Source organism: Anaerovibrio sp. JC8 (assembly GCF_002100115.1).
GTDB lineage: Bacteria > Bacillota > Negativicutes > Selenomonadales > Selenomonadaceae > Anaerovibrio.
In genome coordinates this window covers 243882-262884 of the sequence record NZ_ANBM01000004.1, presented here as the reverse complement: position 1 = coordinate 262884, position 19003 = coordinate 243882, and the positions used below count along the sequence as shown (strand labels likewise).

The 19003-nt window shown below is 39.8% G+C and carries 16 protein-coding genes; 14 read left to right on the top strand and 2 right to left on the bottom strand.

Annotated elements, in window-relative coordinates; translation table 11 throughout:
* Nucleotides 1-117 precede the first annotated feature (117 nt).
* Entirely contained in the window at nucleotides 118-1404 is a 1287-nt protein-coding gene (locus D081_RS05580; protein WP_085023122.1) for a tetratricopeptide repeat protein, read from the top strand.
* On the opposite strand, the gene D081_RS05575 is transcribed toward D081_RS05580, so the two are convergent.
* Nucleotides 1381-2904, bottom strand: coding sequence for a DUF4422 domain-containing protein (locus D081_RS05575; protein ID WP_158087565.1), 1524 nt, complete (start codon nucleotides 2902-2904; stop codon nucleotides 1381-1383). The genes D081_RS05580 and D081_RS05575 overlap by 24 nt on opposite strands.
* Nucleotides 2905-2986: 82 nt before the next feature.
* On the opposite strand from D081_RS05575, the gene D081_RS05570 reads away from it, so the two are divergent.
* The 13 genes from D081_RS05570 to D081_RS05510 are packed head-to-tail and all read left to right on the top strand — an operon-like array spanning nucleotide 2987 to nucleotide 18087.
* Nucleotides 2987-4210 (top strand): autotransporter strand-loop-strand O-heptosyltransferase, encoded by a 1224-nt coding sequence (locus D081_RS05570; protein ID WP_085023120.1) that lies wholly within the window; start codon nucleotides 2987-2989, stop codon nucleotides 4208-4210.
* Between the two features lie 6 nt (nucleotides 4211-4216).
* On the top strand, nucleotides 4217-5245 hold the full coding sequence (locus D081_RS05565) for a CatB-related O-acetyltransferase (RefSeq protein ID WP_085023119.1): 1029 nt from the start codon (nucleotides 4217-4219) through the stop codon (nucleotides 5243-5245).
* 14 nt (nucleotides 5246-5259) lie between these two features.
* Nucleotides 5260-6618: a hypothetical protein gene (locus D081_RS05560; protein WP_085023118.1), complete on the top strand. Its 1359-nt coding sequence runs from the start codon at nucleotides 5260-5262 to the stop codon at nucleotides 6616-6618.
* A gap of 23 nt (nucleotides 6619-6641) precedes the next feature.
* Nucleotides 6642-7064 carry an FdtA/QdtA family cupin domain-containing protein gene (locus tag D081_RS05555; protein ID WP_085023117.1) on the top strand — a complete coding sequence of 141 codons (423 nt, stop codon included), beginning with the start codon at nucleotides 6642-6644 and terminating at the stop codon, nucleotides 7062-7064.
* Nucleotides 7054-7596, top strand: a complete 543-nt coding sequence (locus D081_RS05550; RefSeq protein WP_085023116.1) for a GNAT family N-acetyltransferase — start codon at nucleotides 7054-7056, stop codon at nucleotides 7594-7596. The genes D081_RS05555 and D081_RS05550 overlap by 11 nt, the downstream gene beginning before the upstream one ends.
* A gap of 12 nt (nucleotides 7597-7608) precedes the next feature.
* Nucleotides 7609-7848: an acyl carrier protein gene (locus D081_RS05545; protein ID WP_085023115.1), complete on the top strand. Its 240-nt coding sequence runs from the start codon at nucleotides 7609-7611 to the stop codon at nucleotides 7846-7848.
* Nucleotides 7845-9299: a class I adenylate-forming enzyme family protein gene (locus tag D081_RS05540; RefSeq protein WP_085023114.1), complete on the top strand. Its 1455-nt coding sequence runs from the start codon at nucleotides 7845-7847 to the stop codon at nucleotides 9297-9299. Before D081_RS05545 ends, D081_RS05540 begins: the two co-directional genes overlap by 4 nt.
* A gap of 12 nt (nucleotides 9300-9311) precedes the next feature.
* On the top strand, nucleotides 9312-10436 hold the full coding sequence (locus tag D081_RS05535; protein WP_085023113.1) for an iron-containing alcohol dehydrogenase: 1125 nt from the start codon (nucleotides 9312-9314) through the stop codon (nucleotides 10434-10436).
* Between the two features lies 1 nt (nucleotide 10437).
* Nucleotides 10438-12921 carry an acyl-CoA reductase gene (locus tag D081_RS05530; protein ID WP_085023112.1) on the top strand — a complete coding sequence of 828 codons (2484 nt, stop codon included), beginning with the start codon at nucleotides 10438-10440 and terminating at the stop codon, nucleotides 12919-12921.
* A 21-nt stretch (nucleotides 12922-12942) separates the two neighbouring features.
* Entirely contained in the window at nucleotides 12943-14040 is a 1098-nt protein-coding gene (locus D081_RS05525; RefSeq protein WP_085023111.1) for a DegT/DnrJ/EryC1/StrS aminotransferase family protein, read from the top strand.
* A gap of 39 nt (nucleotides 14041-14079) precedes the next feature.
* Nucleotides 14080-15252 (top strand): glycosyltransferase, encoded by a 1173-nt coding sequence (locus tag D081_RS05520; RefSeq protein ID WP_085023110.1) that lies wholly within the window; start codon nucleotides 14080-14082, stop codon nucleotides 15250-15252.
* A 20-nt stretch (nucleotides 15253-15272) separates the two neighbouring features.
* Complete coding sequence (locus D081_RS05515) at nucleotides 15273-16922, top strand: hypothetical protein (RefSeq protein ID WP_143272137.1); 1650 nt, start codon at nucleotides 15273-15275, stop codon at nucleotides 16920-16922.
* Nucleotides 16912-18087 carry a glycosyltransferase family 2 protein gene (locus tag D081_RS05510; RefSeq protein WP_143272136.1) on the top strand — a complete coding sequence of 392 codons (1176 nt, stop codon included), beginning with the start codon at nucleotides 16912-16914 and terminating at the stop codon, nucleotides 18085-18087. Before D081_RS05515 ends, D081_RS05510 begins: the two co-directional genes overlap by 11 nt.
* A gap of 7 nt (nucleotides 18088-18094) precedes the next feature.
* Here the strand turns inward: D081_RS05510 and D081_RS05505 are convergent, their stop codons facing one another.
* Nucleotides 18095-18997 carry an alpha-1,2-fucosyltransferase gene (locus tag D081_RS05505; protein WP_085023108.1) on the bottom strand — a complete coding sequence of 301 codons (903 nt, stop codon included), beginning with the start codon at nucleotides 18995-18997 and terminating at the stop codon, nucleotides 18095-18097.
* Nucleotides 18998-19003: the final 6 nt, after the last annotated feature.

The following is a 19003-nucleotide window of genomic DNA, read 5'->3' as shown; positions in this document are numbered from 1 at the left end:
CCAAATAGTGAGCAACTACCTGCTTTAGGTGAATTATTAAATAAATATTCTGAGAAAAAGTTTTCTTTTCCCTGCCTTTATGATGCAGATGCAAATATTGATTCCATAGTTCAAACATTGGCAGAGCTGAAGGAAGTTCCTTTTTATCAAAGTGCATCCAGCCGTTACAGCGATGAACTGGTGCAGGAAGCAGCAGCTAAAGCGGCGGATATATGTGTTGAGATTGCAGTTTCAAAGGGAATAAGAATAGACTCATTAAGTACCAGCGTTTCAGATTTGAACAGGTATTTTTTATCAGCATTACAGTGTCTGCAAAAAAGTGATTATCGAGAAGCATTACGTCGTTTGCAAATATATGCCAGCTATGGGGATAATATTTTTCAATATTACCCCCATCTGTACTATTATCGCGGTTTGGCATATTATGGTTTGCACGAGTTTGATAAGGCCCAAGCAGATTTAGCAGTTTATTTGAAGACTAATCCCAATGACGAGGTAGGATATTTTCATCTTGGCAATGCATATATACGGCAAAAAAATATCGAGGCTGCGTTGGATGCCTACACAGAGGCTTTAAAGAATCGTAGTAATTTCGATGAGATACTATTTAATGCCAATATTATTGACGAAAAAATAACAGCCCAAGGGGATAGCTTGGGCTGTGAGTCTTGGCCGATTATGGAGAGTCCTTTGACAGAAACTCTAAAGATTGTTGACTCCTTGGATATTTGGGATATTCCTATTTTTATTAATAGTTTTAATCGGCTGGGATGTTTGCAAAAACTAGTGAATTGGTTGCTGAATGCAGGTTATAGGCGTATATATATTCTCGATAATGACTCCGGCTATGGGCCATTACTAGAGTACTATGACCAGCTGGAACAACAGGAAAAATATGTTCAAGTGTTAAGGCTTGGACAGAATATGGGGCATGAGGCTTTGTGGGACAGTGGTATATTAGAAAAGCTAAATATTGATGGTCCTTACGTCTATACTGATTCCGATGTGGTCCCTGGAGAGCAATGCCCCAACAATGTATTGCAGCACTTATTGAACATTTTAAGGAAATATCCATTTTTGAAAAAGGTTGGCCTTGGTCTGATAACGGATGATATAACCTTTTTTGATTCAGAAAAAATACGGATTCAGGAAAAGAGCTTTTATTTGCACAAAATGGAAAATGATTTATATTTTGGATCAGTAGATACCACTTTTGCCCTTTATCGAAATTATCGGCACTATAATATCTACGTGTCAGCCCGTACCACAGGAATATTTATGGCACGTCATTTGCCGTGGTATTATGACTATAATAATTTACCTGAGGATGAGCAGTATTACGTTGAGCATGCCAACACGTCAGCTGGGTTAGTTGTCAGCTTAAAGGGAAGAGGTATAACCTAATTCTGCCACTGGCAGTTCTTTGATGCGAAGTCGTTGCTTCACTAGCCACGGCATAAGCAGTGCTTCTCCCATGAAGCCTATAATCCGGCTATGAGGTGGATTTGGCAGCTGTGTAAAATCAATGCGGTTGGCTGCTTCCAATATTATTGGAAATAGCCAGCTGCAATATGCATCAAATACATGACGGCGGGTTACGAACATATTAAAGGCATGACCACAGTTGTGTCTAGAAAGTGCAAAGAGAAACGCATCCTCATATTCTGGTGCCACATCCGTTATAACGCCAAGGAAAATCTTTTTGGCAGTTTCATAAAAGTCGTAGCCCATAAATTTTCTAAAGCAGTCCTCGGTGTTTCCATAAGGGACACTGCGGCGGAGAATTATGTCATGCTCTTTTAACAATTCATGAATAGTTGGTTCATCCAAATAATTATGGCTTTCTGAGATGTAACTGTCCGCTGGTTCATTGACGAAGAAGCGGTGATAGTGGGCGGTACCTATAATGTCAGAGGAGGTATTCTTCCACATCCAGTAGATGGCAGTGAGTTCATTGATATAGGGATTGAGGAAGGATATGTTTTCTCCGGTATCATCTCCAGGCAGCCCAAAGCCTTCTGCACCATTTTTACCAGCGTGGATAGGATGATAAATTGGTGGAAGGTTTGGCAATTCATAAGGCTTATGGCAGATAACATAGATTTCAACATCCTGTTTATCATATTCCAAAAGAAGCCAGGATGTATTTTGCGCTGATAGCCATGTGGCTTTTAGATTGAATCCGGCATAGTCCAGGCGTTTTAACTCATTATGTGCCAGTGATTCCCTTTCTACTTGGATAAGGGCATATTTCCATGAACCATAAGTGGAGTTTATGAGATGGATATATTCCTCCATAGGGCGGATTTTCATTATAAGGAGCAAGTCAAAATGCTGGAGCAGCAGACTGGCCAGCTTGTGATAAACCCTACTGTAAATATTGTCCCATATAGGCCAGTATTCATTGTCCGATATACCGATGAGATTCAACTCAGGAGGGATAGAGAGTTGGAAGGTATTAAGCTCGGCATAGTTTGCCCGGTTTCGGGTTGTGCTGAGTCCGTCAGCAAAATATAAATCCATATCTAGAACTCGTGCTATATTTTTGTCACGAATTAATTTCAACAGAGCTTGTTCGTCGTCCACATTGTATTCCACTTTGTTCCGAACATGGTGAATATAAGTATCATAGGATATAATTTTAAATTGGGGAATCTGGGCCTGGGCACAGGTAATATAAATCTTGTTGAACTGGCTGGTATCAGTTATGATGATGAAATCAAAGGCCATTCCTTTTAGCTTTTCAATGTCGACTATTGGCACGGTTTGCCCACTATTCAGTTCAATAGATGTTGGTATGGAAACATTAATTGGTAGTGTACCAACGGCTACAATGGTTTCTTGTGACCAGTCATCAATATATAATTCGTTCCCTAAGCCGAAGAGGGCGATTTTTCTGCTCATAGCAATGCTCCTTTGTTGCATCTATTTGACTAAATCTTACTAAAGCACGAAAGAAAACTCAAGAAGGAAGAGGTTTTTCATAATGCATAAATATCCTATCTTTTATTATTCCATTCGCAAAGATGAAGTAGACCCAGGACAGATAAACAGGCTCCTTAATTTTGAAAAGACAGTGGGGAATGTAAAGCTGGAAACAGGTATAGAAGGGCTGAAATTTGATTTTAATGCTGGGGCGAGAATCGAAGTTCCAGCTGGTAACTGGCATATTAAGATTTCTGATTTTGACACTGGAATGGTCGGTTTTGATGGGGATATATCAAAGCAGGTGTTGATTTCTCTGGAAAAATATTATATCCATTGGTATATCGAGGCTTGGCTGGATGGAGAAAAAGTTTTTGAGCATTTGATGGATTTGAATAATAAAGATATTTATATCTTTATGGTTGATGGCGTATTGGGAGATACCATTTCAGTATTACCCTACATAAACGAGTTAAAGCGTATGTATAATGCGGACATTTATTTATATCCACCAAAGAGCTTTGTGCCATTATGTCAGGAATATATGCCAAATATTTTTTTGACGGAAGAGACACCGTCTGATTGTTATGCCGGATTTTGCCTGGCGGTATTTGATTTACCGCCCTATCTTATTCCAGATGATTCACGGCGTTGGCCACCATATATGTCAGCTAAGGCTATATTGGGGGTACATCATAAAGCTTCCCCTATTCATTATTATCCAACGGCTCCACGGCAGATAAAGGAAAAATATGTGTGTATTGCAGTGCAGGCTTCGGGAATTATGAAAAGGTGGCTCTATCCTGATGGCTGGGATATTGTGGTGGAGTATCTAAAGAGTATTGGGTACCGGGTATTATGTATCGATGGTGCTAATAAAGTTATAGAATATGATTATGAAATCACCATGCCGGCAGGAGCAGAGGACTTTACTGGCATGTTACCGCTGATGGAAAGAGTGAATCTTTTGGCATATGCGGATTTTTTTGTAGGGCTAAGCAGTGGACTGTCTTGGCTGGCAGATGCTTGTAATATTCCGGTGGTGATTATTAGTGGTTTTAGCCTGCCAATAGGGGAATTCGATACGCCATATCGGATATATAACCAGCTGGTATGCCATGGCTGTTTTAACGATGTTAAGGTTGACTGGAAAACTACTTGTCCATACCATAGGGGGACAGAGCGGGAGTTTGAGTGCAGCAAGGCGATTACTCCGCTACAGGTAGTGGAAGCAATAGAGCGGCTTATGGAAGATAGGGGATTATTATGTTTAGGTGAGAGGTAAATAATTATGATATATGATTTTTCTGTGAGGCATGGGTCGGGAACAAGAAAAATCACTTATGGTGATGATTCGGAGTATTTGGCAGTAACGGTGGGAGAGGGATCCTATATAACTGATGCCAGTATTGAATTTGGCAATACAAAATGCCATGTGCTGGTGGGGAGATACTGTTCCATAGCTCATCGTGTAGTCTTTGAGGTGGGATTGAACCACGATTATCACTGCGTAACAACATATCCATTTGATGATTTCGAGATAATGGATCCACTGAATGCCAATCATGCACATAGGGCAAACAAAAATCAAATAATTATCGGAAATGATGTATGGATTGGCTGTGATGTAATCATAATGGGCGGCGTCAAAATCGGCAATGGTGCGGTGATTGGTGCTGGCGCTGTAGTGGCCAAAGATGTCCCACCATATTCCATCGTCGTGGGAAATCCGGCCAGAGTGATAAAATACCGCTTTGAACCAGAAGTTATTCAGAGGTTGCAGGAGATCAAATGGTGGTATTGGCCTGAAGAAGAAATAAAGGCAAAATATCCGTTGATGAAGGACATGGATAGATTCCTTGCGGCTTGTCAGGATATTCATTTTGGTGACAATGAGGATGACACGGTGAGGTCATTGAAACTTTTAAAGTCTGATAGTTATTATATCTATTACATGGTGGCTGATTTTTCAATGACAGATTCAGTGTGGCGTCATGTACTTGAGGAATATCTCAATACTTTTTCTGAAGACAATAAAGTGCTGCTGGTTGTGGAAATACCAGAGAACAGTGAACGCTATGTAGCGGAGATGACTAAGATAATCGCCAAGGCCGGTGAGAATGCCCCAATCGTGGTAACTCATGAAACCACTAATGGGATTTGCCCAGCCTTATATCGGCTGGTGGATACCTATATTGCCACAAAGAATGAGTTCACTTCGGTAGTGGTGGATTTTATGTCAGGAATGGATGCCAAAATCGTTTATGGAATGGATTTTGGTATTTTTTCAAAAAAAAAGAAAAATCTAAAGTCCTTTTAAAATCAGATAGCCGTTTGGCTGAAAAAGCTGATATTGTTGACAAGATACTTCATGCAAAAAAGGAATCAATTAGTACACTTATTACGCAAAACTCATTTGATGAAGCGTTTGGCAGGATTCTAGAGGTGGCCGAATTGTTCCATGAGTATAACCAAGTATATACAGATGATGAGTTGGAAGAATATTTGGTTCAGCTAGAAAAAAACATAACTGCTAAGTTGGTTAAAGGAAAAGTGAAAAAAGATATTGTTCTTTTTTATGATGGCTTTGGTTTGAACAGTCGTGGTTTGGCGGAGATTTATTTGGATGCAATTGATGTGGCTGGTTATCACATAGTTTATGTTACCGCGATTCGGGCTGCAGAAAATATTTCTCGACTTAAAGCTGTTTTGGATCGGAACGGTGCTGAAGAATTTTACCTGTTGTCAGACAATACGGTTGAGGCGTATAAAAAAATATGCGAGGTGTTCGCCCAATATTGTCCCGCTAAAGCATTTTTGTATACTACACCTTATGATGTGCCTGGTATATTGGCGTTTATGCACCAGTCGGGTAGGATTACCCGTTATCAGGTGAATCTTACGGATCATGCCTTTTGGTTGGGAAGAAATGCTTTTGACTATTGTCTGGAGTTTCGGGATTATGGTGCCTCGATTTCGGCAAATTACCGTAAGATTCCGGCGAACAAGCTCATTCGGATGAATTATTATCCTGCCTTTGACCCTAAAAGGCCATTTGAAGGATTTCCTTTCAATAGGGAAGATGGCGATTTTGTAATATTTTCGGGTGGGTTTTTATACAAGACAATAGATGAGCATAGGACATACTATAAAATAGTGGAGCATTGCTTACAACATAAAAATGTAAAATTTTGGTATGCAGGCTATGGAGATAGTACAGAACTTCAGGATCTTATAAAAAAATATCCGGGGCGTGTCTTTTATACCGCTGAGCGTAGTGATCTTTTTGCTGTCATGAAAAATATTGATATGTACCTTAGTACTTTTCCAATAGTCGGAGGCCTTATGTATCAATACAGTGCTATGGCTGGACGCGCACCATTGACATTGGTGAAGGGAAATGAAAGTTTGGGTATTTTGCTTGGGGATACAGAGATGAAAGCATTTACCTATAATATTGAAGATCATTTAAAGAGTATAGACCTTTTTATAACAGATGTTGCCTATCGTCGCGAATTGGAAAAAGACATAAAAGAAGCTGTTTGTACTCGTGAGGATTTTATAGAAAGAATGAGGATTGTATTAGATTCTCCACAGCCGTCTGTGTTTGATCTTACTCCAGTTGATACTGAAGCATTTAGGGCTGGGTATATGAAAAGGTTTTTGGACAAGGTTTCTACTGCTAAAAAATAGTTTAAATATGAAAGAGGTAGAGTATGCAGGTTGTAAAATATATGTTTCAGCCCCATGGTGATCATAGGGGACAGTTGGTGGCGCTGGAGGAATTTGTAGATATTCCTTTTAGAATAAAGAGAGTATATTATATGTACGATACGAGCGAAGGCGTTGTTCGTGGTAAGCACGCCCATAAAACATTGGAGCAGATATTGGTATGTATTCATGGAAGCTGCAAGATTCGCCTGGACAATGGCAAGGAGAAAAAGGTTGTCCCTCTGGAGAAACCTTACGAAGGCCTGTATGTTGCCAATAATATGTGGCGGGAGATGTTCGAATTTTCGCCTGATGCAGTGCTGATGGTGCTGGCATCAGAAGTTTATGATGAGGCTGATTATATTAGAGATTATGATGAGTTTTTACGATTGGTAGCGGATAATAAAGGTGAAAATTATGATGTGTGAGAAAATCCTTAAGGGACGATATGTGCAAATTCGCTCCATAACAGAGAATGATGCTCAGTTTTCGGTGGAGATTCGCCAAGATAAGGAAAAAAATAAATTTCTTCATACGGTTGAAGCCAATATAGATAAGCAGATTGCCTGGATTAAAAAACAGCAAAATTCTGAAGGAGATTATTTCTTCATTGCTGAAGCGTTAGATGGAAAAAAGATAGGTACAGTTGGCATTTATGATATTAAAGAGAAGACAGGACATTTAGGGCGTTTATTGATGATAGGCAATCCTTTTCAAACCTTTGAGGCAGTGTTGCTGTCTATGGAATTTGCCTATAATATACTAGGTTTGGAGGAGTTATATGGTGATGTCCATGTGGACAATACTCCATCGCTGAATATCAGTGAGGCAGTTGGTATGCACTTCAAAGAACCTGAATATGATGGGGAATTGGATCGTTGGGTAAAATATGGTATTGCTTATAAGAGTGAATTCCCCAAATATAAAGGGGAAGTAGAAGCACTTATATATAGAGATTAGGAGGAATATTTTATGGATAGTTTAGATACTAAAGTAAAGAACATTATTGCGGGTATTCTTGGGGTATCAGTAGAGAATATTAATGATGACACAGCAATTGGTGATTTGGTGGAATGGGATTCTTTGCATCACATTCATATTATTGCTGCTATAGAGAAGGAGTTTGGTTTCCGTTTTACACCAGATGTAATGATGGATTTGGAGGATGTCAGTGATATTGTTAGTGCCACTGAGGAGAGGGCAGGAAAGTGAACTCTATTGTAGAGCAGGTCTTTATTTTTGGCCTGAAAAAAAGGGACAAGGTAGCCTTACAAAATGGTAAAAGCAGTTTGACATATGGAGGACTGTTGGGTGAGATTATATATGCTAGGAAAGTGTTGGTTGAGCGTTACCACATTGAAAGAAGCAGTAAGGTTATTTTGGCGGCTGATAAGCAAATTGAATTTGTGGCGGTGTATTTTGCTTGCCATCTTCTTGAAGCAGTGGCTGTACCAATTGCTCCAGATACAAATGCAAAGCGTTATGCTCTGATTAAGGAGAAAATTTGCCCTGCCTTGGTAGTTGGTTTCTCAAATGAGGAAGAGTTGCCAACGGCGTTTTTCACCGATTTTATTGGTGAGGAAAAGATTACAAACGAGGAACAAATTGAATTTCCGAGTCTTGATTCAGTGGCTGATATAATCTTTACTACGGGTACTACAGGTGAACCAAAGGGGGTACAACTTTCTCATCGAAATATAGCGGCTGCTGCCAGAAATATTAATGCGTTTATTAAAAATACTACCGATGATGTGGAGATGTTGGCGTTGCCAATTGCGCATTCTTTTGGTTTGAATCGGATGAAATGTGCTCTTTCTAATGGACAAACCTTGGTTTTGCTGGGGAGTTTTGCCAACATAAAAAGATTTTATCGTTTTATGGGGGAATATAGGGTCAATGGCTTTGGTATGGTGCCTGCCAGTTGGGCCTTGCTCAAGAAGTTAAGCGGTGATGAACTTGAAAAATATAAGGATAATATACATTACATTGAGATTGGTTCAGCTCCTATGTCATTGGAGGATAAGCACCTATTGATGGACCTATTGCCCAATACCAGGCTTTGTATGCATTATGGCTTAACTGAAGCTTCTCGTAGTGCATTTATGGAATTTCATGATGATGCAGAGTATTTGGATACTGTAGGTAAAGAAAGCCCTAATATGATTATCACAGTTAGGGATGAGTTAGGGCGTCAGCTTCCTCCGGAACAGGAGGGGGAAATTTGTGTCAGTGGCGATGCCGTGACGATAGGGTATCTTGACTTGCCTCCAACGGAGTCTTTTTGGGGAGATGCTTTCCGTACTGGCGATTGGGGAAGTTTGCGTGAGGATGGCTACCTTTGTTTAAAAAGCCGCAAAAAGGAGCTTATTAATGTTGGTGGAAAAAAAGTTAGCCCTATAGAAATCGAGGAAGTTTTAAATAGTATGGATTTTGTGGAGGATTGTGCCTGTATTGGTGTTACTGATCCTGCAGGAATATTGGGAGAAGTGGTCAAAGCCTTTGTCGTGACAGAATCACCGGAAAAACTTACTGGTGAGCACATGGATGTTCTTATAGGGAACCGCTTGGAAGGCTACAAGCACCCAGCAATTTATGAGCAGATAGATGTTATTCCAAAAACCTCCTCTGGAAAAATTCAGCGGCTTGCTTTGACAGGGAAATAGGAAAGGATTATTATGTGGCAACCACAGGGATTTTATAATCAATATGTTTTGCGTACGCCAGTAATACTCACTGGGGAAAAGTCGGTACAGGGTCTTTATAATTATCCTGCTGTTAAAATTGCCGTTATTCACGGTAAATCATTTAAAGATCAGGATTTATTCAAAGAGACTTTTAGAAAAAAATCAATACAATTCTTTGATCGCAGTTGGAATGGTGAGCCTGATATAGCCGGACTTGCAGGTACCATAGGACAGTTGGAAGAATTTAGACCTGATACTATAATAGCTGTTGGTGGTGGCTCAGTAATTGACGGTGCCAAAATATGTCGCTTATTTTTGGAGTGCCCATATTATGTTTCGGGTGAAACCAGACTAACAGGGAATGTATTTAAGACTAAATTCATCGTTGCACCAACCACTATAGGCAGTGGGGCAGAAGTGTCATCGGCAGCGGTTTTTGTAGACCACAATACTCACTCAAAGGACATGGTGGTTATGCATGATATGCAGCCAGAGATCCTTGCTTATGATAAGCGTTATGTAGAACAAACACCAAAACGGCTTTTGGTTGCCTCTGCTTTGGATGCTATGGCCCACATAGTGGAAGGATATGTTTCTGTAATTAATAATTCCTTTATAGATGTAATGGCTGAAACAGGACTTTCAATATTACATTCGGAATTGGAGAAGTTACTGGCAGACGGGAAAAATATTGATTTTGAGAGACTTATGTATGCCGGTTATTTGGGCGGTTTGGTTCAAAATCATTGTATTGTAGGTGCAGCCCATGGTGTTGCTCATCAATTAACTGACCACGGATTTAGTCATGGTGAAGCAATAGGGTTGCTTTTATCAGGGGTTATGGTCCTGAATGCAGAGATTGATACTATTGCTGCAAAATATGAAAAGATTTCCCGCAGAGCAGGGTTCTCTGACTATTCCCAGTTGCAGTCGTTTATTGAGAAACTGCTAACAATATCCGGTATAGCTGATGATAGAATGAACCTTAAACGACTATTGGCTGATTTGGTTAAACAAAAGGATTTATGCGAGCGTATTAGGAATGACCAAGGCGGCAAGGGAAACCCTGTACCTATGTCCGAAGAATATCTTAAAAAATTGGTGGAGATAATATAGTATGGGTTTTTTAACTGATGAATTAGCAAAAAAAGCTCCTTTTGCCTTTGAAGAAGCTGAAAAACAATCGGAAGGAAGCTTTTATAATGCTCTTTTGGAAGAACTATGTTTTCATTACGATAATAATGAACTTTATCGTAAGTTTTGTGATAACAAAAGATTTGCACCACATGGGTTTAAGGGGGAATTAGCTGATATCCCCCCAGTTCAGGTGAGTGTGTTCAAAGAACTTGGTGCAAGCCTTAACAGTGTGCCAAGAGGAAACATCAAGCTGACATTGCAATCATCAGCCACATCCGGAATTCCCAGCAGCATACCAGTGGATGCCATAACCGCAAAGCGACAGGCCAGGTCCATGATAAAAGTTGTAGGCGATTATATTGGCAACGAACGCAAACCATTCTTGGTTATGGATGTTGATCCTATGGCGGGCTTTAGGGAGATTTTGGGAGCAAGATATGCTGCTGTAAGCGGATATCTGAATTTCGCTTCTGAAGTAGGTTATTTTCTTAAAGTAAATGATAATCGCCAGTATTACTTTGATATTAAAGGAATTAAGGAATTTATTAATACGCTGCAAGGACAAAGTGCAGTTGTATTTGGATTTACCTATATTTTATATTCAGAGGTTATTAGGCCGTTGACGGAACAGGGAATATCTTTTCAGCTTCCACCTGGCTCTAAAGTTATTCATATTGGTGGCTGGAAAAAGCTGGAAAGTGAAAAGATATCAAAGTCAGAGTTTAATAGCTTGGCAGCCAAGTTATTTGGAGTAGATGAAAAGGATATTATTGATATTTACGGCTTTACAGAACAGATGGGCCTTAACTATCCTGATTGCCCATGTGGATGTAAGCATGCCCCGTTGTATTCAGAAGTTATTGTACGAGATGTGATTACAAAAGAGGTGTTGTCTCAAGGTGACGAGGGACTTTTGGAGTTTGTTACTCCTATACCTCATTCTTATCCGGGAAATGTGGTTCTCACCGATGATATTGGTGTACTGGTAGATGGCTCTTGCAAGTATGGTCGTGATGGCACCAGATTTAAGGTGATAGGCAGATTAAAAAAAGCGGAAATACGGGGATGCGGTGATATTTTATCCAGCAAGCTGAAGTTTACTGGTCAAAATAATGCTAATACCAATAATGATAGTGATCAGCCTAAATTTCATATGTTCTACGATGGACAAAGACAATTTGCAGAAAAGACAGCCACTGAGGCTATAAAAAATGTGGAAACACGCTTACGGAATCAGTTGGCATGGCTGCGGGAGCAGCCTGTTGATGCTCTTATTGGGTTGATAGCTGTCGTAGCTGATAAATGGTTGGAGCAGATGCATTCGTTGGAACAAAATCAACAACAGGGTATGCAATTTCTTGTATCATGGTGTTCACCAGATAATTTAATGCGCATTGCCAACGATGGCTTGCGTGGAAATCGTTTATACAGTGATGGCTTTGTTTCTTTGGATGATAATGGTATCAGGCTGTTGAGAGCCACATCCCGCGGTTTGGTTTGCCATTGGTTGGCCGGCAATGTTCAGGTCTTGGGGATGTTTGTGCTAATACAGAGTATTTTGGCAAAGAATGTAAATCTTTTGCGGGTATCAAGCCGTGATAAAGGGTCATTTGAGTCTTTGGTTTCGGCGTTCAAAGGAACAAAGTTCGTAACTCGTGGTGGCTACGAAGTATGTGGTGACGACATATTGAAGACAATTGCCGTGGTGTTCTTTGACCATAGTGACCCAAAAGCCAATAAGCAAATGTCTGTGATGGCAGATGCACGCATAGCTTGGGGCGGTGCCGAGGCTGTGGGTACGGTAGCAGCATTACCTTCCAAGTATGATTGTGAAGATATTATTATGGGACCCAAAATCTCCTTTTCAGTAGTGGCTAAAGAGGCTATATTAGATGAGCGCAAGGCTAGAAAATTGGCCAGAAAAATTGCTGTTGATGCCAGCGTATTTGATCAGACAGGCTGTGCTTCAGCTCATAATGTATTTGTGGAAAAAGGAGACAATGTATCACCTGAGGAGTTTGCATCATATTTGGCTGTTGGCATGGACAAAGTATCCAAACAGATTAAGAAAGGCCAAATGACGGCGGAGGAGTTTGTTGCGGTTCATTCGGCTAGAGGAATTTACGACTTTAAGGGCAAAGTTTTTGGAGATAATGAGTCTGTATGGACAGTACTTTATGATGATGAACCTGCCCTGAACAAGCCAGTTTATTCCAGGGTGGTATTTGTACATGCAGTGGACAAAATAAGTGATGTATTGGAATATGTCAGCGAAGATACACAAACAATTGGCCTGGCGGCAAATGGGGATAAGGCGTTGGAGTTTGCTAATAAGGCGGTTCAGCGTGGAGCAATAAGGTTTCCGCTACCAGGTAAAATGTTAAATTTTGAGTCTCCTTGGGATGGTATGTTTATTATAGATAGGCTTGTTAAGTGGAATACACTGGGCGGCCCAATGGCGTAATCAATGGAGGACACTTAGAGCATGAAAGTGCCATTTGTTAGTTTTAAACCTATGGAATGCGAATTAGACGGAGAATTAAGGAAAGCGTTTGATCGTGTTTTTAGCCGTTCTTGGTATATAGAGGGCATAGAAGATGAGGCCTTTGAAACGTCTTTTGCGGAGTTTTGTAATTCTAAATATTGCGTAGGCGTAGGTAATGGCCTTGATGCCTTGATGTTGTCTTTAAAGGCTTTAGGCATTGGTGAAGGTGACGAAGTAATTGTGCCGTCAAATACCTACATTGCAACTGCTTTGGCAGTGACTTATGTTGGAGCTAACCCTGTATTTGTTGAGCCTGATATCAGAACTTTTAATATTGATGTAACTCGCATTGAGCCTGCTATAACAGATAAAACCAAAGCTATTATGCCAGTACATTTGTATGGCCAGGCGTGTGATATGGATCCGATAATGGACTTGGCTAAAACATATAATTTATTTGTGGTAGAAGACTGTGCACAAGCACATGGTGCAACCTATAAAGGACATTCAATTGGCACATTTGGCGATGGAGCTGGCTTTAGTTTTTATCCTGGTAAAAATCTAGGAGCATTAGGCGATGCCGGTGCAGTAATTACAAATAACAAGGACATAGCTGATAAGGTAAGGGCCCTTGGGAACTATGGTTCAGATTACAAATATCATCACATTTATAAAGGCAATAACTCCCGACTCGATGAATTACAGGCAGCTTTCCTGACGGCTAAACTTCCCTATTTGAATAAGATGAATAAGGAACGTAGACGTATTGCTAAATTGTATATGGATGGTATTGATAATCCAGAGATAATTTTGCCATATGTTCCAGAGTATACTGTTCCAGTGTGGCATATTTTTGGAATAAGGTGCAAGCGTAGGGATGAATTGGAAAAATGGCTGAATGAAGCTGGTATCTGCACTAATAAGCATTATCCTATTCCAATGCATATGCAGGAATGCTATAAGGATTTAGGCTTCACAAAAGGTGATTATCCTGTTGCTGAGGAAATATCAGCTACACAGCTTAGCCTGCCAATGTATTATGGTATGACGGATGAAGAAATAGGCTATGTTATTAAGATGATTAACAGTTTCGTATAAAGAATTTGCAGTCAAAAAGAGAATGGATGGGATGGCAGAATGAAAGTTTTTATGGCGATGTTTGCAGGGCCGGATTATGGAGTGACTAATACTAAAATTGGTCCTTGGTATGAATCGTTTATTCGTGCGTTTGAAGCTGCAGGGCATCAAGTAGCGTATACAGCTCATAGGCAATGTAATTTTGTTGATTGGCCGGACGTAATTCAAGAAGATGTGGTGGTTGGGCTGAAGGAATTTAACCCAGATATCTGCATTATTTTTAATTTTGCCTTTTGGGATTTAAGTGAGATCGTGGACTGCCCAATTTTGATTTATGCATCCGATTCATACCTATATTGGCCTAATTTATCAAAAATAAAGGCTCATCCAGACAGATATTTTTTCTGCGTTTCAGAAGACAGTGTAGAATATTTGAGGAAAATAGGTGTAAAAGATTATCAAATTGGTGAATGTCATCCATTTTCAATGATTACCCCTGAAGAAAAAGAGAAAAAATCCAATATAGTTTATATTGCCAGCAAGTTTATGAACTATAGCAACCGCTTGACGCATACAGAGGTAAACTCATTTTTGTCAACTAATCCTACTGACGAAGAGCGTAATGAATTTCGTTTGGCTATACGATATTTTAAAAAGCACCCATATTCTGAAGTGCATGATCTTATTAGGCAAAATATAATTAGGTCAGAAAAAGTAATTAATCATTTTTTTCCTGCTGCACTTCGGATGGAGTTAAGTGATGAAAATAGAATTGGCATTTTAGCTGAGGTTGCTGATTTGGGACTTGATTTATACGGGTCAGGAAACTGGGCTACGGATTATTACTATCAGACGGAGTTAATGCTTTGTTATTCCAATCAAATTGTGAAAAGTTTTAAAGAAAATATGGATGCATACAACTCTTCCAAGATTGGAATATGTATTGGCCACATTCAGGCGGTCAATGGATTTCCTTGGCGAGTTTTAGATATATTAAACAGTAGTGCATGCTTGGTTTCTGATTACCACAAAGATTATGACAAGTGCTTTCCAAAAGACTTATTTCCAGTCTTTAATAATAAGTATGAGGCAAGGGAATTATGCAAAAAGGTGCTTGCGGACGAGTCGTGGCGCAAACATATGGTATTGCGTTGTAATGAATATGTACAGACACATTTTTCATTCCGTAAGATATTAGATGAAATTAGTGAATTGACTGGAGTAGATTTGTGAAATCAAATTGAGGTGATTATGTGCGAACCCAATTGTTGATAGGAGAACCCTTTCCATCCAAAATTAGGAAATATTATTTCCATGATAATCATATAGTAACAATCGGGAAAGGTAGTTATATTGGTGGATCATTTTTTGATTCGGGGATTAGTGCTGCGCATCTTATGGTAGGAAATTATTGTTCTATATCGTATGACAGTGTGTTTTTGTTGGGGATGGATCATGCTATTCAAGGACTAACTACATATCCTATGGAACAACTTGATAAAGAAAGTAATCATGCTCCCTTAAGGGATTATTTGGATCACAAAGTTGGTGGAAAAAAACAACAGGTTGTCATAGGTAATGATGTATGGATTGGATTTGGTTGTACGATCATGGGGGGCGTACACATCGGTAATGGCGCATGTATAGGGGCACGTTCTGTGGTTACAAAGGATGTTCCGCCTTACGCGGTTGTCGCAGGGACGCCGGCAAAGATAATAAAATACAGGTTCCCTAAACCAGTAATTGATAAATTGCAGAAAATAAAATGGTGGTACTGGCCTACCGACAAAATTAAAGCGATGACTATCCCACGCAATTTGGAAGAAGTTGGTCGTTTTATTGAAGAGCATTATAAAAAGGATTATGAGGTCACAAATTCCGATTTTGTCAAAGATTTAAGACGTTTGAAAGATAATGGCTTTGAAATTTACTTGATATCTTTGCAAGGCGAAGAGAGTACGGATGAAATCAAAATATTGATGCAACATATATCTAAACAGTTTTTGTTGGCGATAAATTCTAAGCAATTGCTGATTATAGATTCATATAAATATGGGGAATTAATTGAGAAAATATTGAACGATTATAAATATAAGGGAGATGTTTATTCTCGGGTTATACTGTACAACAATAATGGGAAACTTCCGCTGGATATTTTGCCGGATATAGATTACCTTATCACGACAAAAGGTTTTAATTCATTAAAATTAAGTGATATAGCATGTGATTACGGTGCAAAACTAGTTTATGGATATGAAGATGATATTTTTAACAATTGTTTAACAAATGAAGAGAAATATCTGGTTATCGGTAATTCGATTTCTTTGCATGGTAAATGCGGTTATTGGTGGGGGGAATGGGGAATGGCTGCTTCCGCAAAGGATACCGATTATGTGCATCTTATATCTAAAAGCCTTAGTGGCGAGATTTTAATAACACCAGAGGTTTTTAATTTTGCAACGTGGGAAATGCAAAGTTATGATCGGCATGAGACACTTCAGCTATTGGAAAAATTTGATTTTTGCAGTTATAAGTTTATCGTTTTGCAGCTGGGCGAAAATGTTCAGGATATGTCCACTATAGTAGATGATTTTTATGACATGTTATCTTATATCAGGGAACGGGCTGGCAATGATAAAAGGATATTCGTTTATGGTAATTTTTGGGAAAATGATTTACTGGATGAAATCAAGGAGCAAGTCTGTAAGTTAGTATCTGCTGAGTATATTTCCTTGAAGTCTATTCAGAATGATAATTATTTGTGTGGCTTGCATAGCACCGTGCTTGATGAAGCTGGAAACAAGCATATCGTTGAACATAATGGTGTAGCAAAGCATCCTAATGACAAAGCAATGCAGTTTATGGCAAGTAAATTAGTGGAGGCTTATGGTTATGAAAGATAATGACAAAGTAGAAGGTAAAAAACTTACTAGTATTATCATATTGAGCTATAACGCTTTGGAATACACACAGCTTTGTATTGATAGTATCCGTAAACATACGCGTCCAGGAACCTATGAAATAATCGTGGTTGACAATGCCTCCAAGGATGGTTCGGCTGAGTGGCTCAAACAGCAGAATGATATCCGCCTGATATTGAATCAGGAAAATGTGGGCTTCCCAAAGGGCTGTAATCAGGGCATGAAAATAGCCCAGGGAACCGAGATGTTATTGCTTAATAATGATACCATAGTAACACCACGGTGGCTGGACAATATGCTGGCAGCTTTGTATAGTGGGGCTGATATCGGTGCAGTTAGTTGCTTAACAAATCACTGCTCCAATGAACAGAGTATCAGTAATGTTGAATATGAATCATTGGAAGGCCTGGAGGAAGCTGCGGAGAAATTTAATCAGCAGGATTCACATAAATGGTATCCATGGCTGCTGTTAGTGGGGTTTTGCCTGATGTTCAAGCGGGATGTTTACGAAAGAATTGGTGGCCTGGATGAAGCTTTCAGTCCAGGTAATTTCGAGGATGATGATTATTGTCTGCGCATGCGTCAGGCTGGGTATGAATTGCTGCTATGCGGGGATACATATATCCATCATTTTGGCAGTGTGGCATTTTCCGGGAAAAATAATCCTGAGCAGCAGTTGGAAAAGGAACGGAAATATCAGCAGCTTATTGAGAGAAATCGGGCTTATTTTTTGCAGAAGTGGGAGGTCACAGAAAACTATCACATGTCTGATGAAATGATAACTTCTATGGCAGATGAGATAGAACAGGGCAAGGACATTCTAATCGTTAATTGTGACTTGGCCTATAACTTGTTTTGGCTGCACCGACGAAATGCCAGTCTTAGGCTGTATGGATTGACTGATAGTGAAATTGGCATGCAGATGGCGGGCAGGACTTTTCAGGTGTATGCATGCAAGGATTTCCGTCAGGGGCTGGCAGCACATTTTGCGGGGCAGAAATTCGATAGGATTGCCTTGTTGGGCAATGCTCGCATTATGCCAGATGGAGAAAAACTCATTCAGACCTTGCGTGCTTCGTTGAGTGATGAAGGCCTTTTATACTTTGGTGATGCTGAGCATGTTTATCGCATGCCTGCGCGTGATTGAGCGGATATTAAACTGGTCGTGCATCAAATGGATTTAAAATGTATTGCTTATTCTGATTAAGCAATGCTGCCAGATATCCGAAGGAGCTGTTGGACTGTATCATAGCCTTGCAGCTGCTCATAAGCTGCATATCCCGATAGTTCAGCCCGTCGGTGTTTCCTTCAACGAAGGTGCATTTGTAGAATTTGTTTAAGCCTAATTGCATAAAATTTTCCCTGCACCAGGGTATGTCATCAGAAAAGACAAAGGCATGGAAATTAAGGTGCTTAGGGGTATTGTCTAAGAAATAAAGAAGAATATCCCTTATTTGCTCAGTAGGGAGGCTCCAGCCAATCTTAACGAAATCTCCACGGCGTATGTGAATGGAGACGGAGTTGGTGTTTTGGATTTCTTTCATATATGCAATATTGTGAGGCTCCGTTACTTCTGGAAAAGCCAATTCCGGCACCAGGGTTTCTTTATATGAATATAGCCAGTCCCTGTTTATCCAGTATCCGTGGTAGTATACATTCTCGTAAGGAACATCACAGATTTGCGGCTGGAAAACATGGGCTTCCACGTACTTTACGTCACCATCGAAGGGATTGAAATTTTTGTAGCTATCGCCAAATTCTGATAGCATGGTAATGGGAATTCCATTTTCGGTCAGAATCTGGGGGATGCTCTTACCTTTGCGCTTTTCGTCAAGCATATATTCCCATATATCCTCATCGAAAAAATGGCTCAACATACGGGGGCGGGCATTGGGAAATACCTTTTCCAGTTCGTAGCCATTATGTACTGTGTTCAAGGCAAAATACGAGTCATCTAGAAACATCTGCTCGCCAGGATGAGATAGCTCATAGTAGCGGGTGAAAATGTATTGAAATGTCTGGTTGGCTAATCCACCATTGAGAAATTGGATTTTCATGACACA

Excerpts from the sequence above, each read along its gene's own strand:
- D081_RS05575 (WP_158087565.1), bottom strand. The coding sequence starts at position 2,904 with ATGAGCAGAAAAATCGCCCTCTTCGGCTTAGGGAACGAATTATATATT.
- D081_RS05570 (WP_085023120.1), top strand. The coding sequence starts at position 2,987 with ATGCATAAATATCCTATCTTTTATTATTCCATTCGCAAAGATGAAGTA.
- D081_RS05565 (WP_085023119.1), top strand. The coding sequence starts at position 4,217 with ATGATATATGATTTTTCTGTGAGGCATGGGTCGGGAACAAGAAAAATC.
- D081_RS05555 (WP_085023117.1), top strand. The coding sequence starts at position 6,642 with ATGCAGGTTGTAAAATATATGTTTCAGCCCCATGGTGATCATAGGGGA.
- D081_RS05550 (WP_085023116.1), top strand. The coding sequence starts at position 7,054 with ATGATGTGTGAGAAAATCCTTAAGGGACGATATGTGCAAATTCGCTCC.
- D081_RS05545 (WP_085023115.1), top strand. The coding sequence starts at position 7,609 with ATGGATAGTTTAGATACTAAAGTAAAGAACATTATTGCGGGTATTCTT.
- D081_RS05535 (WP_085023113.1), top strand. The coding sequence starts at position 9,312 with ATGTGGCAACCACAGGGATTTTATAATCAATATGTTTTGCGTACGCCA.
- D081_RS05530 (WP_085023112.1), top strand. The coding sequence starts at position 10,438 with ATGGGTTTTTTAACTGATGAATTAGCAAAAAAAGCTCCTTTTGCCTTT.
- D081_RS05525 (WP_085023111.1), top strand. The coding sequence starts at position 12,943 with ATGAAAGTGCCATTTGTTAGTTTTAAACCTATGGAATGCGAATTAGAC.
- D081_RS05520 (WP_085023110.1), top strand. The coding sequence starts at position 14,080 with ATGAAAGTTTTTATGGCGATGTTTGCAGGGCCGGATTATGGAGTGACT.
- D081_RS05510 (WP_143272136.1), top strand. The coding sequence starts at position 16,912 with ATGAAAGATAATGACAAAGTAGAAGGTAAAAAACTTACTAGTATTATC.
- D081_RS05505 (WP_085023108.1), bottom strand. The coding sequence starts at position 18,997 with ATGAAAATCCAATTTCTCAATGGTGGATTAGCCAACCAGACATTTCAA.